At 56.0% G+C, this 14602-nt stretch carries 12 protein-coding genes; 6 read left to right on the forward strand and 6 right to left on the reverse strand.

From position 1 onward, the window contains the following. Nucleotides 1-11: 11 nt before the first annotated feature. From BN4275_RS00090 to dctP, 3 genes are read left to right on the forward strand one after another with little or no spacing between them, the layout of a single operon-like run. Nucleotides 12-515 carry a TRAP transporter small permease gene (locus BN4275_RS00090; protein ID WP_066452448.1) on the forward strand — a complete coding sequence of 168 codons (504 nt, stop codon included), beginning with the start codon at nt 12-14 and terminating at the stop codon, nt 513-515. Next, entirely contained in the window at nt 516-1796 is a 1281-nt protein-coding gene (locus tag BN4275_RS00095) for a TRAP transporter large permease (RefSeq protein ID WP_066452449.1), read from the forward strand. Nucleotides 1797-1835: 39 nt separating this feature from the next. Further along, nucleotides 1836-2915, forward strand: a complete 1080-nt coding sequence (gene dctP, locus BN4275_RS00100) for a TRAP transporter substrate-binding protein DctP (RefSeq protein ID WP_066452450.1) — start codon at nt 1836-1838, stop codon at nt 2913-2915. A 58-nt stretch (nt 2916-2973) separates the two neighbouring features. Here dctP and BN4275_RS00105 read toward each other — a convergent pair whose 3' ends face one another. Continuing rightward, nucleotides 2974-4311 carry a patatin-like phospholipase family protein gene (locus tag BN4275_RS00105; RefSeq protein ID WP_066452451.1) on the reverse strand — a complete coding sequence of 446 codons (1338 nt, stop codon included), beginning with the start codon at nt 4309-4311 and terminating at the stop codon, nt 2974-2976. Between the two features lie 265 nt (nt 4312-4576). Between BN4275_RS00105 and BN4275_RS00110 the strand changes: the two genes are divergently transcribed. Then, complete coding sequence (locus BN4275_RS00110; protein WP_066452452.1) at nt 4577-5635, forward strand: hypothetical protein; 1059 nt, start codon at nt 4577-4579, stop codon at nt 5633-5635. A 62-nt stretch (nt 5636-5697) separates the two neighbouring features. On the opposite strand, the gene BN4275_RS00115 is transcribed toward BN4275_RS00110, so the two are convergent. After that, a complete protein-coding gene (locus tag BN4275_RS00115) occupies nt 5698-7056 on the reverse strand; it encodes a hypothetical protein (protein WP_066452453.1) in 1359 nt (452 codons plus the stop codon). Between the two features lie 285 nt (nt 7057-7341). On the opposite strand from BN4275_RS00115, the gene BN4275_RS00120 reads away from it, so the two are divergent. After that, nucleotides 7342-9363 carry a hypothetical protein gene (locus BN4275_RS00120; protein WP_066452454.1) on the forward strand — a complete coding sequence of 674 codons (2022 nt, stop codon included), beginning with the start codon at nt 7342-7344 and terminating at the stop codon, nt 9361-9363. A 191-nt stretch (nt 9364-9554) separates the two neighbouring features. Continuing rightward, a complete protein-coding gene (locus BN4275_RS00125; protein ID WP_066452455.1) occupies nt 9555-10361 on the forward strand; it encodes a YdcF family protein in 807 nt (268 codons plus the stop codon). 46 nt (nt 10362-10407) lie between these two features. Here the strand turns inward: BN4275_RS00125 and BN4275_RS00130 are convergent, their stop codons facing one another. From BN4275_RS00130 to BN4275_RS00145, 4 genes are read right to left on the reverse strand one after another with little or no spacing between them, the layout of a single operon-like run. After that, on the reverse strand, nt 10408-11343 hold the full coding sequence (locus BN4275_RS00130) for a diacylglycerol/lipid kinase family protein (protein WP_066452456.1): 936 nt from the start codon (nt 11341-11343) through the stop codon (nt 10408-10410). A 15-nt stretch (nt 11344-11358) separates the two neighbouring features. Continuing rightward, complete coding sequence (locus BN4275_RS00135) at nt 11359-12018, reverse strand: DUF6320 domain-containing protein (RefSeq protein WP_066452457.1); 660 nt, start codon at nt 12016-12018, stop codon at nt 11359-11361. Between the two features lie 13 nt (nt 12019-12031). Beyond that, on the reverse strand, nt 12032-13300 hold the full coding sequence (locus BN4275_RS00140; RefSeq protein ID WP_066452458.1) for a hypothetical protein: 1269 nt from the start codon (nt 13298-13300) through the stop codon (nt 12032-12034). Then, nucleotides 13297-14226: an alpha/beta hydrolase gene (locus BN4275_RS00145; protein ID WP_066452459.1), complete on the reverse strand. Its 930-nt coding sequence runs from the start codon at nt 14224-14226 to the stop codon at nt 13297-13299. Before BN4275_RS00145 ends, BN4275_RS00140 begins: the two co-directional genes overlap by 4 nt. Nucleotides 14227-14602 lie beyond the last annotated feature (376 nt).

Here is a 14602-nt window from a genome sequence, read left to right on the forward strand (position 1 = left end):
GAGGAAAAGGAATGGAATCATCCAAAAAGGGCGGAAAATGGTTCGCGGTCCTCTATAAGGCGCTCGAAGGAATTTCCGCGGTGCTGATGGGGCTTTTGGTGGTCATCGTCCTGTACAGCGTTTTCAGCCGGTACGTGCTCAATTCATCGATCGCGTGGGCGGAGGAGATGTCCCGCTTTCTGATGATCACAATGGTCTGTGTGGGCGCCGTGACCGCCTACTTCAACAACGAGCACCTCGGGTTGGACATCCTGGTCAAGTTTCTGCCGGCGCAGCTGCACCGGTACGTCGACCTGGTGCGCGACCTGCTGATCCTGTTCATCACCGGATTTATGACGACCGGCGGCTGGAGGCTGATGCTGGAATCGTTCGATTCGGTTTCCCCGGCGATGCGCATCCGTGTGGGGTATGTCTATATCATCCTGCCGGTGTTTACGGCGATGCTCTGCCTCACGACGCTCTGCCGGGTTGTGCGCGGGGTTCACGGCCTCGCGCGAAAAAAGGAGGCGGAATAAATGGTTGTCATCCTGTTTCTGGTGAGCCTGTTCGGCTTTATCCTGCTCAATGTTCCGATCGCCTTCAGCCTGCTGCTGAGCGCGGTGGTACTGATGTGCTATATGGGCGACTGGTCGTCCTATATCATCATGCAGAGTCTGGTGCGCGGGTTTGACAGCTTCAGCCTGCTTGCGATCCCGTTCTTTATCCTCGCGGGTGAAATCATGAACACCGGCGGGCTTTCCAAGCGGATTGTCGGGTTTGCCCGTTCGTTCATGGGGCACATCCGGGGCAGCCTCGGCTATGCCGCCATCCTTTCGAGTATGGTTTTCGCGGGCGTTTCCGGTTCGGCCGACGCGGACACCTCGGCGATCGGCTCGATCCTTTTGCCGATGATGGACGAGGAGGGCTACGACCGCAAGGTCTGCACCGCGCTGATCGCGACTTCCGGCTGTATCGGCCCGATCATCCCGCCGTCGATCCCGATGATCCTTTACGGCGTGACCGCGAGCGTTTCGATCAGCAAGCTTTTCCTGGGGGGCATCATTCCGGGCATCCTGGTCGGGGTGGGGCTCATGACCGTCTGGGGCTTCTATGTAAAAAAACAGCGTTATGGGGATTCCTCGGATAAATTCTCCTGGAAAACGGTCTGGTACCACACCAAACGCGCGTTTTTCGCGCTGCTGCTTCCGGTCATCATCCTGGGAGGCATCATCACCGGCGTTGTGACGCCGACCGAATCGGCGGTCATCGCGGTGGCGTATGCGTTTGTGGTATCCAAATTTGTCTACCGTGAGCTTTCTCTGCGGGAACTGCCGCGGATGCTTGCGTCGACCGCCCGCAGCACCGCGGTCATCATGATGGTCTGCGGCGCTGCGATGTCGGTCGCCTACTACATCACGCTGGCGCAGGTGCCAAAGCAGCTCTCGAATCTGCTGCTTTCGATCTCGGACAATGTGGTCGTGATCATGCTGCTGATTAACCTCTTGCTGCTGATCATCGGCTGTGTCATGGACCTCGCGCCGGCCATCTTCCTGATGACCCCGATCCTGCTGCCGATCATCCAGAGCTTTGGCCTCGACCCGATCTATTTCGGCGTGGTCATGTGCATCAATCTCTGCATCGGCCTGGTCACGCCGCCGGTCGGAACGGTTCTGTATGTCGTCTGCGGGCTCTCCAAGGTTTCAATCTTCGATCTCATCAAACCGCTGATCCCATTTATTTCGGTCATGATCGCGGTGCTGCTGCTGGTCACCTATATCCCAGGGCTCATCCTGTTTATTCCGAATATGTTTGCCTGAGCGGCTTTCAAATTCAGCGTCTGAAAAGGAGAAGGAATTATGAAGAAGAAATTACTCGCACTCATTCTCACCGCAACCCTTGCTGCCGGCATGATGACCGGATGCCTTTCGAGCAGCGCCACCCCGCCCGCGGCTTCCGCGCCGCAGGCGCAGCAGAGCGCCGCTGACCCGGCCCCGGCTGCGGATTCCGGTACGGAAAAAACGGTCATCAAGATCAGCTTTGCGGGCGGCGATGCCCATCCGATTATGAAAACCCTCGAAGAATTCAAAAAGATGTTTGAAGAACGGACCGAAGGCCGCTATGACGTGCAGCTCTACGCGAACGCGGTGCTCGGTGACGACCTCAAGGCGACCGAGCAGGTCAAGGCTGGAATGCTTGACGCGGTCGTGACCTCGCCTTCGCCGGTCGGCACCATCGTAAAAGAGGTCATGGTCTTTGACCTGCCATACCTCTTTAAAAGCGAGGAGGAGGCAGACCAGATCCTTTCCGGCCCGTTTGCGCAGTATCTCGACGACAAAATGGCCGAAAAAGGCCTTGTCAACGTCGCCTGGTACGAGGACGGGTTCCGCCATCTGACCAACTCGAAGCAGGCGGTCACCTCTCCCGCGGATGTGAAAGGCATGAAGATCCGCACGATGGAAAACCCCATCCACCTCGCCGCATGGAAGGTGCTTGGCGCGAATCCGACCCCGATGGCCTACACCGACGTGTTCACCGCGCTGCAGCAGCATGTCATCGATGGGCAGGAGAACCCGTTCCCGACCATCTATGACGGAAAATTCTACGAGGTCCAGAAGTATCTGTCCACCACCGGCCACGTCTATTCGCCGTTCATTTTCGTCTACAGCGGCCAGCTCTTTGAGAAGCTCCCGGCGGAAGATCAGGCGATCTTTAAAGAGGTGGCAAAGGCCACCGAGCCGGTCAACCGCGAAATCAACCGCGCGGACGCGCAGTCCTGCCGCGAAAAGATGGAAGCGGCGGGTATGGAGGTCACCGACCTCACAATGGAACAGAAACAGGTCTTTCAGGATCTTCTGACCCCGATCTGGGGCGATTTCACCGATGTGTTCGGCGAGGAAGCGCTCGCCAAGCTCCAGGAAGAACTGGCAAAACTCTAAAAAAGATCCCAAACGGTAAAAACCGGGAAGCGCCCCATCTGGGCGCTTCCCGGTTTTTTTACTTATACAGCAAAGGCGCTGCGTTTGTTTTTTTGGCCGTGCTGTATTCCCACAACGCCAGGTAAAGCGCCGCGGAAAATTCGTCGGTCATGACGGCGGCAACCGGCAGGAGGTTGAGCGGCCGTCTGTGCGCGATGCAGGCCCGGATGATCCGGTAGAGGTATTTCGCGCGGGCGGCGCGGCCCGCAAGTTCGAGCGCGGCGGTGACAGCGGCCTGCGCGGTGTCCGCCCAGAAATCCAGCCCTTCAAGCGCGTCCGGGATTTCGGTGGCTTCGACCGCTTCGGAAAGCCGCTGGCCAAAACGGGCAAGGGAATAAAGTGTCCCGGTCTGGAGCCCGAAAAGTTCCGCGGCCGATTCCATCCCGTCGAGCGCGAAGCCGCGCAGGGCAGGCGGCGCGATCCCGCGGCGAAAAACACGTTTCTGCACCGCCTTGTAGGCGACCGAGTCGAGAAACCGGTGGCGCACGCTGTGGAATCCCAGCAGTTCGCAGACCTCATAGAAGGCGCCGTAATACTGCCGAACCACCGTTTGCAGCGTACCTTTGACAAAAGCGAAGGCGAATCCGTCGCAGACGCCATAGGAACGCATGGTGTCGAGATAGCCAAGACGCATGTTCTGGCGCGCGGAATTCGGGTCGAAGAGCAGCACCGACCCCAGGTTCCAATAGCTGCGGATCTCGCGCACTTCGGCCTGTACGGCCGCTTTTTCCCGCCGGATTACCCCCGGCGCGTCCATGTTGACCGCGATGATCCGGCTGGCGCCGCGCGCGGCCGCCATCTGCATGGGCATATTGTCATAGTAGCCGCCGTCAATGTAATATTCCCCGTCAATCCGGTGGGGCCTGATGGCGGGGAAGAGGGCGGAGGAGGCAAGCAGATAGTCGATGAGCTTCCCTTTTGGGAGCTGGTCGGCCCAGACGGGCACCGGACGCATGGCGGGGACCTGCACGGTCATCAGCCCAAACGCGACCGGTGACCGGCGGATGGTCTCCTCATCCAGATAGCTCTCCAGGATTTCCCGCAGCGGACTGGTATCGGCGCCGCCCTGCTCGAATGCCGCTTTGCCGAACAGCTTTACCGCCTCAAGCCATTTTTTTTCACGCGGGAGCTTCTCATCGAGCGGCAGGTCAAATACCCGGGAGGTTTCAAGCTCCCGCCAGAGCTTTTCCGCCTCCTCAAAACTGCCCTGTGCGATCACCGCGCCATTGAGCGCGCCGACCGATGTGCCGGTCACGATTGAAAAGCGCTCATCCAGCTCCCCCAATGCCCGCCAGACGCCGATTTCATACGCGCCGCGGCTGCCGCCTCCGGAAAGCACCAATGCGGTCTTTTCCATTGTTCTCCCGCCCTTCCTTTTTTATAGGATTATTATATGCGATCCTGCTTTTCCGGCTGTGACAAAACTGTAAAGATCTTTGCCGGAAAATCAGTTTTTTATCCAAATGTGTTGAGTTTGTGAAAATGTACTAAAAAATTTGCAAAAAGATTATCCAATTCATCCATCCAATTATAGCAAAATTCTGGCAAACCCGTGCAGTAAAACTTGGAAGGATTTCCACTGATAAGATACAACGATCATTTTTCAGGAAAGGAAGAATCTTATGAAAAAGCTACTCGCGGCGATCCTGGCGGGTGCAATGCTGCTCAGCCTGAATATAACGGCTTTTGCAGCCACCGCCAAAACCACCACTGTCAACATTACAAACCTGACCGGCAACCCGGTTGACGAGGACGGCAACCCCATCAAATATGACGATTCGGTCGAACCGAATCAGACCATCTATTTCCTCATCCCGCCCGCTGCCGCCAAACAGCTCAACGACTCGAAGATCACCAAGGTGTCGGTGCGCAAGACCAAAAACTCCAAGCTGGTCAAGTCAGTCAAGCTCGTGGAAAAACGCCTGACCACCAACTCCAAACTCGTCGCGTCGGTCCCCACCGGTACGATCAAGGAAAACAAATGGGAGTATTCCATCCTGCCGCTCAACAAACGATACAGCTATCTCGCGGTCGAGCTCAACGACATGACCGGTTCGGATGAGTACAAGGTCCAGATGGACGTCACTTTTACCGGCAAGAGTTCCAAGGAGGCGAACTACAAGGAATTCCCGCTCATTGGCGCACCGAACGACAAGTTCAAATTTGCCAAGGGCGACAAGCTGACCCTCTCGACTTCCTTCTTTGTTGCGAACAAGACCGAGTCGGGCGACGACGCTTCGATCACCGTCGGCAAGAAGGGCTTGACCATCAAACCGGTCAAGAACGAAACCAACGAAATCAACTTTGAAAACGACAGCGACGCGCTTGCGACCCTGACCTTCAAAGCGACCAGCAACCCGGATAAATTCTATGCGAAACTCTCGACCAAATGGACCAGCGACCTGCTCGCGAAGTTCAAGAACACCGATGCGGTGATCCGTAAATTCTCCGCCGCCACCATCGATTCGACCTCCCGCGCAACCCTTGCGCTGGCGAACCCCTTCGATCCGGACGACTACGATGTGGACCGCGTCTATATCTACAGCGTCGGCGCAAACAATAAGCTGACCAATGTCACCAGCAAATTTACTTACAATGAGGACGACGACACCTTCGAGACCAAGACCCGCACCCTGGGCACCTGGATCATCTCGGACGTGAAGATCAAGACCACGAAATAAAGCACCCCAAACCATCAACCGGCCCGGAACTTGCGTTCCGGGCCGGTTTTGTCCCCGCAGGGTTATTTTTTCTTTTTGCCTTCCCAGAAGATCTTGACGCCCTTGATCATCCGGCCATCCTTTATAATTTCATATTTTGTGATATAGTGCATCGAAACGAAATGGGTGAGCACAATTTCGGTGTAATCGCGGATGCGTTTTTTGCGCTTTTTGTCCGAATCGATATCGCCGAGTTCCCGATAGACCGATTCAAACAGGATCACATCCCGGATGATTTTGTTATGTTCGTTTTTCATCGCCTCGATCCGTCCGAGCAGGTAGGTCTTGAGCGGGATGGTGGTGGCGTTGTTGTTGAGCGGAGCCTTGAGCAGATCGATGGGCACGGTGGTGATCTGATTTTTGAGCTTTGCGTAGCTATGCAGCGGCGGTGTGTCGATGATCTGATACATTTCCGACCGCTTGCCGTTGACCACGCCGGTATATTTATTGAGCGGCAGCAAATAGCCGTCAATGGTGAACGATTCCACCCCTTCCGGCCCTTCGAGCTTCTGCTTGATCATGTGGGCTTTGATCTCCTCGGTCAGGTCGATATTGATGGAAAGGCGCCGCATTGTATCGAGCTTGGCTTTGATTTCCTCCATCAGCCCGTCGTCGACGGTGGGATTTTCCTTGCCGGTCATCGCGTGGTAGAGCATCGGCACGGTAAAGGAGGAATTGCCGCTTTCCAAAATCGAAACCACGCCGTTGATGATGGATTTATCATAATTGGTGAGCTGGAAATTGCCGTCGATCTTCATATGTTCCGGCGCGGCGATGGTGACGGCGGTCTGTATGGTGGGACTGCGGCGGTGAGAGACGGTGATCTCATTAAATTCCCGCAGCTGGGCGAGTTTTGAGGTGATCGGATCGATGGGCATGACGTAATTTTTGGGGCGGACCGCCTGTATGGCGGGCGCGACCGAGGCGAGACGGGAAATTTCGTCCCCCACGTCCGGTTCGAGCGTGAGCAGATCCTCGATCTCATCCGAAGTGACATTGCCCATGAGGATCAAAAACCGGCGCATATCTTCGGGCAGGTGGGAAAGGAATTCATAGTATTCCTTTGTGGAGGAAACCACATCCTGCACGGCGGAATCCACCATGCCGCCGTCGGCGGAGGAATCGAGCATGCGGGCGTTGCATTCCTGCACGGCGGAGAGCAGCCTGCTGCATTCATTCATCTGCGCACGGACGGTATCGCGGGAGTACTTTTCCATGAGCTGGGGAAGCAGTTCGGAAAGCGCGCCGGAAAAATCCTCCGGGACGCCGGGTTTGACCGGATTGGTCGGCACAAAAATCACCTCATTTAAAAGCCGCAGCAAAAGCCCCTGCCGGCCGTTTTGATTCGCATAAAGTATATCAGAAATCCGTGTGTTTGTCATCTTTTTACCGCCTCCTATAAATAGCGATAAAAAAATGAAAAGGTTGCAATAAAATGCAACTTTAGATGCACTATATGGGTGAGCTGCTAAAATAAAGCAGCATATCCGACAGGATTTGTCCGGATTTTCGGCAACATTTCTACAAATAGGAATATTTAGTATTGACAACCAATTACAGGTTGTTATACTGGGTATAAGGGGAGGTGTTCCTTGCGCGATGGAGACCGCGGAAGAAGCACATAACCGAAAGCTGATCAAAAAAATTTTTCAAGGAGGAAAGAACTTATGAAAAAGTTATTGGCACTCGTACTTGCCATGGCTTGCGCGCTGTCGCTCGGGATTCCGACGCTGGCGAAGACAGCTGACGTGACTTGGAGCCAGGTCAACGTTGAGGATTTCGTCGATGAAAACGGAGAGCCTGTTGGAACGGATGAGGACAATATCCGCCCGGGACAGACCATCTATTGGGTCTTTGGAAGCTACAGTGATTACGATTACCTGCTCGACGACAAGATGGTGAAGATCGACGTCGACAAGGACGAAGGCTCCAAAAACATCGACGGCAAACCGAAGGTCACCAGCAAAAAGCTGAGCGATTACAAGGACGGCAGCGGCCGTTATATCGTGCTTGAAATCAAGGTCAAGGACACCTACACCGCCGACGAACTGAAAACCAAACTTGACATCTATATCACCGCGAAGAAAGACCTGTATGCGACAAACGCAGGTTCCGGAAAATTCCCGATCTATAAGGACAACGGAACAATCACCAGCGTTACTCCTGACGAACTGAACAATTTAAAACAGGCGGTAACGGATGCGAAAGCGGAACAGACGAAACGGGAAGACGAACTGAAAGAAACACAAAGCAAGATCGATGCGATTACCCCCGCAAAAACGACGTGGACGACCTGGGAAGCCAGCCGGACCATTGGCGGCGTAACCACCAGCTATAAAGAGATTGCCGCCGATCCGGACAAGTACAAGAATGCGTATAATACGGCCAATCAAAACTTGACCGATGCGCAGACTCAACTTGATACACTCAAAGGCGCTGATACCGTGGATGGATCAATTCTTTTCTATGAGAAAGCGATGACAACGGCAAATGGGGCTGCTGGCACTGCGTTGGATGGACAGAACTATGCGGCTGCCGATGGAAAAACCTACACGGTAAACCTGCCGGTCGATTTTGCGACGGCGATTACCGAGTGGAAGGTTACTGCTACTGCTGATGGAAGCGCCATCAAAGTCGGAGATGATGAGACGCTTACCACAAACGTCACGAATGCGGTTTCTGCAGCAAAGAATGACTATGACACCGCAAAAGGGAAGAAGGATACTGCGGATGAACGCCTTGCTACATTGGAAGGTACCGGCGATGACTCCATCACAGTTCTGACCAATAAGGCAGCTGCGGCAAAGGCCACTTCCGATGCGTTTGACGAGGCGATTGCCAGCGCCGAATATACCAACGCGAAGGCAGCAATTGAAGCAGCCCCTGCAAAAGACTATGCCAGCCTTTCCGCGGTCGAAGCGGCGTTGGCTCCGCTGAACACAAAGAAAGATACGCTGAATGGTACGGGCGCGGGCAGCATTGCCGAAGCAAAACAAGCTGTTGCAGATAAGGAAAAAGCTCTGAAAGCCGCTGAAGAAGGCGATAAGGTTGGAACTGGCTACCTGAAAAAGGGTGACACCATGAAGGTCCCGATGACCATCTGGATTCAGAACGAAAACCGCGTTGACGACGACGCGACCTTCGTCGCGGGCGAAAAGGGCGTTGTGATCAAGCCTGTCAAGAACGAAGAGAACACCGTCACCTGGGAGGACAATAACGACACCCTCGCCATCATGAAATTCACCGCGGACAGCGACGTTGAATACTATATGCCGCGCATGGCCACCAAGTGGAACAACGAGGACTACCTCGATTACTTTGACGATATGGACGCTTATATCCGTTCCTTCGTCGGCAATCCGAGCATCCCCTGCACCTCCCGCGCGCGCCTGTGGATCAACAACCCGTTTGTGGATGACGACGGCGAAGAAACGATTGATCCGGACGACATCTATGTCTATGAAGTTGTCGACGGCGAGCTTTACGACATCACCGACAAAGTGGAATACACCACCAACGATGATGACGATTACGCCTTCCTGATCAAGACCCGTACCCTCGGCACCTATATCTTCTCTGACGGCCCGGCCGACATTGAAGATGAGGATGACGACGATTACGATCCGGAAGCCCCGGATAAGGTCGAGGTCAACAACAACAAGAAACCTGTCCCGCCGACCGGCTTCTAAGAGGCAGTTTCCATTTCGGATTCAAAACGACATGTTTTTGCAAAGCGGGCCGTGTGCCCGCTTTGCGCTCCCCTGAAAACTTCCTGTAAAATGGAAGGTATATCCACATTTGATCCTGTGGTCAAAGGAGCGGGCGAGTCTCCAATAACGCCCGCTCCTTTTTGCGACTTCGCTGTGAAAGGATTCTGCCTGTGAAATCTGTATTTCGCGCCGCCTGTATCGGGTTTGCGGCGCTTTGCCTCTTTTTTGGCCTTTTGCCGCTGGCGGTCTATGGGATTTTCCATACCGGTGTGTTTTTCTTGCTGCTTTACGGCGGCGGGCTTCTGCTGCTTTGCCTCTGCTGGGACGTTTTTGATGGACAGGGGAAGATTCGCCGCAGCCTGCGCCCGGTATCCGACCGCCGCCGTCTGGATGCGCCGCGCTGGTGGAAACGAAGCCGCATGGCCGCCGCCGCGGGGCTTGCGGCATTTACCGTCTGGGGATGCGGCATGTCGGTTTGGATGGCTTCCTATGCTTATTTGAACCCGCCACCCGCGGATGCGGCGGTAATCGTGCTCGGATGCCAGGTTGTGGGGGATAAGCCTTCCAAAATGCTCCGGCTGCGGCTGGATGCCGCTTATGACTATCTACAGGCGCATCCGCGTGCCTTTGTGATCGGTTCGGGCGGTCTTAACGACGGCGGGACACACAGCGAAGCGGAGGTCATGCGGCTTTATCTCGCGGGGAGAGGGATCGATCCCGCCCGGGTTCTTCTTGAGGATCGATCCCGCAACACGCGGGAAAACCTGGCGTTTTCCGCCGCGCTCATCGAAGCGCACAACCTGCCGCGCGTCACGGCAATTGCCACCGACGGCTTCCACCAGCTGCGCGGCGCAATCTATGCGAAAAAAGCAGGCCTTATCCCGTATTCCCTGCCTGCTCCGACTCCCTGGGGGCTTTTCCCGGCCTATTGGGTGCGGGAGTGGTTCGGCATCGCAAAGGCGGTTATCCTGGATTGAAAAGGCCCGCGATCCCCAAATGGATCGCGGGCCTTTTGCCGTTTTATCAGACCTTGAAGCTGTAGGAGGGAAATTCCACCGGACGGGAGTCCGAATCGCTGCCGCGCAGGATACGGATGGCGCGGGGGACATTGCGGATGTGCGCCCGATGGCGCATGCCGCCGAACTCGCCGTCAAGTGTCCAGGGGACCTCTTCCTCCGAGGTGATCTCCAGTTCCGAAGTGCGGAAAGCATAGACCGATTCGGAGCTGTATTCCTGCCGGAGCACCGCGTTCAGCAGCTGCGGCGCTTCGATTGCGCTCTCCGGACGGCGGATCAGCACCACTTCCAGCAGGCCGTCATTCATTTTCACGAGCTGTTCATGGATCTTGAACCCGCCCACCGAGGTGGAGTTGGTCACCATGCCGAAGATGAAGTCGTCCTCCACCGTTTTGCCGTCGTGCCTGACGATGAGGTGGTAATCCTTGATCGACGGGAGCCGTTTGATCCCCTCAAGGATATAGGCTGCCCGGCCGAGCAGGAGCTTACTTTGCTGCGGCGTCTGATAGGATACGTCAGTAAAAGCGCCGAACGCGGCGATGTAGGTGAAATACCGGTCCTCAAAGGCGCCGATGTCGCAGTCGAACGGCTGGCCGGAAACGATCACATGCGCTGCCTGCAGGATGTTTTTGGGGATATGCAGGCTGGTGGCAAAATCGTTGACCGTACCGGCCGGGATATAGCCGAGCAGCGGCTTTTGTGGCAGCGCCATCAGGCCGGTGACCGTTTCGTTGAGGGTGCCGTCGCCGCCGCTCGTCACAATGAGGTCACAGTCCTCCCCCTGTTCTTTCAGAATCTCCGGGATTTCCATCCGCCTCTGGGTGGTGTGGACAGATATCTCGAATCCGCTGCGGACAAACAGGTCGATCACATCGAGCGCCCGGGTCTTAATTTCCGATTTTCCCGCATTCGGGTTGATGAGGAAAAGCAGCTTTTTTCCCATATGTGGGACCTCCCTTTATAAATGCAATCGCTTTTTGATTTCCAACACAAGGTTTTCTCCTTCAAAGGAGAAAAGCGCCGCCAGGGAAATGATGCTGGCGGCCACACAGATGACCGGCAGATAGAGATTGGTGACCCATCCAAATCCCAGAAAGACGAGCGGAACAAAGCCAAACAGCCCGTCTATGACCAGATAGATGAGGCAGTCCTGCGCCTGCAGTTTCATCGCCTTGGAGATGGCCGCCATCGCGGCCATGGCGAAGATGCACAGCGACGGGATCACATAGGTGGTTGACCAGGCGTGCCAGCCGGTCAGTTCATCCCAAAGTACCGCCAGCAGAGAAAGCAGGAAAACCTGCCAGCTGATATTTTTGGGCAGGTTGTGGCGGCGGATAATGGCGCTGTAAAGGCTGACCCACATACACCCCACCGCCAGCGCTACAAAGAACGCCCATGGCTTTCCGGCGGGAAACATCACATTGATGGCGCCGGATACGACCACCGCTGTGATGGATAAAAAGATCAGCATCCGCAGCACCAGATGATATTGGTGCCGTCCGGTGGGGATGACCGGGAAGGTTTCCGGTCCGCTTTCACCGGAAAGCGCGCCCTGGCAGAGCGGGCAGCGGTCACGATGGCCCGCGACCGACAAACGGCATTTATCGCAGTATAACATCGAACGCTCCTTTTTATTCATTGTCAGGCTGATTGGAGTGAATGGTGATCGAAAGCCCAAAGCCCGAGAGAATGCGGAAAAAATTTTTCTGAATATCGGTGCTCACAAACGGCGCGGTGAAACTGAGCACCATCGTATCCCCATAAGAACACATGCAGAGATTCACCCGGTTGGTGCTGGTGAAAACATCAAACAGGCGGATATATGGCCGCAGCGCCTCTGGCATCGCGATCCTGCCGATATTCGAGAGCATACCGGTGACCTCCCTCTTTTTGAAACGGTTGGCAAGCTGCATCACCACATCTTTTGCGGCAAGCGGCATAATACGGGCCAGGGCGTTGTGCTCAAGGGCGGAGAACTCATTCATTCGCTGGCGCAGCCGGTCGGCGGTCAGCTCTTCGGTAAAGCTCTGCGCGACAGCCGCCACAACATCCGGGAAGGTCCAACCCTCCGGAAAGCCGTATCCCACATTGATGGTGCCAAAAAAATTGCGGGCCGACTCGGACGGAAAGTAGTTGCGCAGGTTGACCGGCACGGTCAGCACAACCGGTTTTTTGCGGTATCGTACCGGGATTTCCTCATGGATGGCGCAGAGCAGCGCCGCCGTGAGAAACGCCGTGACCGACGCGCCGTGTTCCCGCGCGAGCGCGACAGCGGCTTTTGCGCTCAAATGTCCCTCGATCACCCTTATGCGGTGCTCGGTGAGCCGCGCGCCCCGCACACGGACGGCGGACGGCGCGTGCTCCGGCAGGCGGGGTGGGGCTTCGGAATAGTATTTGCGGAAGCTGTCGGCTTTTTTCTGGGCGAAAGAAGCGTCGTAATCCATAGGAGGCGGGCCTTCCGGAAAGTCTCCGGCATGGCGGAGGGTCAGATAATGATAGGCGAGCAGCCGCAGAAACTGTAAGGCGCCGGTGCCGTCTGAAAGCGCGTGGTAGACTTCCAGATTGATTCGGTTCTGGTAGTAGGTCACCTTAAAAAGCAGGTTCTTGCGCACCCGGTCGTAAAGCGGCGCACAGGGACGGGTGTCCTCCTCATGGATGGACGCCTCCCGTTCGCTCGCCTCCAGATAGTACCAGAAGAGTCCCTTGCGCAGCACCGACCGGTAAAGGGGGAACGCTTCCAGGGTGCGGTCGAGCGCCTGCCGCAGAGTTTCCGGTTCGACCGGCTCACAAAGCTCGCATGCAAATCGGAATACCTTTGGGTCGGCCGCGTTGCTGGTCGGGGGAAAGAGTTTGGCGGCGTTGTCCAGCCGGCTCCATTCGGCGGCTTTCCGGTTCTTCAAGGCTCGATCACCTCACTGAGAAATTCATTGATGACACCATAGGCTTCCTTCACAACCCGGAGGGTGGGCGGCAGAGTGATAAAGCCGTGCAGCGCTTCGCCGATCCGATGGATCTTCACCCGGTTGCCCTCGGCAAGCAGCTTTTTGCCATAGGCTTCCCCTTCGTCCCGCAACGGGTCATACTGCGCCGTGATGATCAGCGTATCCGGCTGGCCGCTCAGGTCTTCGGCCAGCAACGGCGCAAAATAAGGGCTTTTCCTGTCCGCTCCACAGGAAGCGTAGAGCTCCATATATTCTCCGATCCGTTTAGCGGTGAGGATGTAGCCCTCCCCATTTTCCCGCACCGACGGGAAGGGGGAACGGGCGGTGTGGTCGTTGTAGGTAGCGGGGTAGAGCAGGATCTGACGGCGGGGCAGGAACTCCCCGCGGTCACGTGCCAGCAGAGACAGAGCTGCGGCAAGATTGCCGCCGGCGCTGTCCCCGATCAGGGTGATCGATTCGGCAGGCACGCCCAGCAGCTGCGCGTCGAGGAAGATATCCCGCGCCACGGCGTAGCAGTCCTCGAGCCCGGCCGGGAACGGATGTTCCGGCGCAAGACGGTAATCCACAGAAACCACCACATGGCCGGTCAATTTTGCCATATGGGTACAGGCGCGGTCATAGGTATCGATATTGCCGGTTACCCAGCCGCCGCCGTGAAAAAAGAGCAGGATGGGATGCTCACCTTCGGTTTCCGGCGTGAAGATCCGTACCGGGACGGTGTGATCTCCGGCGATGACGACATGATCCCAGGGCCTGTAGAAAAGCTTCACATGCCGCCCGGAGGAGATTGTGCGAATCTTTCGTTCGAATTCATAGGTCTTGGTGACGTCGAGATCCGGCGATAATGCACGCAGGATTGCCCGCACCGCTTTATTAAAGGCCATTGTTTCCTCCGTTTCAGATGGGTGCTGTATAAAATAATGCGTTTTTACTGCACCCGCGCTTAATTCATGAATTTGGCAGAACACGCGCCGCCGCGGATCGTCCCGCGCATAAATTGGTATAATAGCTGCTCTGCGGCAATTATGCCACAAGCGCGAAGCGCGCGGTGGGATAATTGCGCATTGGGACGGCAGCGCCAAAGGCGCGGATCGTCCTGCGCATAAATTGGTATAATAGCTGCTCTGCGGCAATTATGCCACAAGCGCGAAGCGCGCGGTGGGATAATTGCGCATTGGGACGGCAGCGCCAAAGGCGCGGATCGTCCCGCGCATAAATTGGTATAATAGCCGCTCTGCGGCTATTATACCATATCTGCTC

Source organism: Anaerotruncus rubiinfantis, from assembly GCF_900078395.1.
In the GTDB taxonomy this organism is placed as follows: domain Bacteria; phylum Bacillota; class Clostridia; order Oscillospirales; family Ruminococcaceae; genus Anaerotruncus; species Anaerotruncus rubiinfantis.

Bases quoted from the DNA above. Each gene is read 5' to 3' on its own strand.
- BN4275_RS00095 (WP_066452449.1), top strand. From the start codon at position 516: ATGGTTGTCATCCTGTTTCTGGTGAGCCTGTTCGGCTTTATCCTGCTC.
- dctP (WP_066452450.1), top strand. From the start codon at position 1,836: ATGAAGAAGAAATTACTCGCACTCATTCTCACCGCAACCCTTGCTGCC.
- BN4275_RS00090 (WP_066452448.1), top strand. From the start codon at position 12: ATGGAATCATCCAAAAAGGGCGGAAAATGGTTCGCGGTCCTCTATAAG.
- BN4275_RS00130 (WP_066452456.1), bottom strand. From the start codon at position 11,343: ATGGGAAAAAAGCTGCTTTTCCTCATCAACCCGAATGCGGGAAAATCG.
- BN4275_RS00120 (WP_066452454.1), top strand. From the start codon at position 7,342: ATGAAAAAGTTATTGGCACTCGTACTTGCCATGGCTTGCGCGCTGTCG.
- BN4275_RS00115 (WP_066452453.1), bottom strand. From the start codon at position 7,056: ATGACAAACACACGGATTTCTGATATACTTTATGCGAATCAAAACGGC.
- BN4275_RS00145 (WP_066452459.1), bottom strand. From the start codon at position 14,226: ATGGCCTTTAATAAAGCGGTGCGGGCAATCCTGCGTGCATTATCGCCG.
- BN4275_RS00135 (WP_066452457.1), bottom strand. From the start codon at position 12,018: ATGTTATACTGCGATAAATGCCGTTTGTCGGTCGCGGGCCATCGTGAC.
- BN4275_RS00105 (WP_066452451.1), bottom strand. From the start codon at position 4,311: ATGGAAAAGACCGCATTGGTGCTTTCCGGAGGCGGCAGCCGCGGCGCG.
- BN4275_RS00110 (WP_066452452.1), top strand. From the start codon at position 4,577: ATGAAAAAGCTACTCGCGGCGATCCTGGCGGGTGCAATGCTGCTCAGC.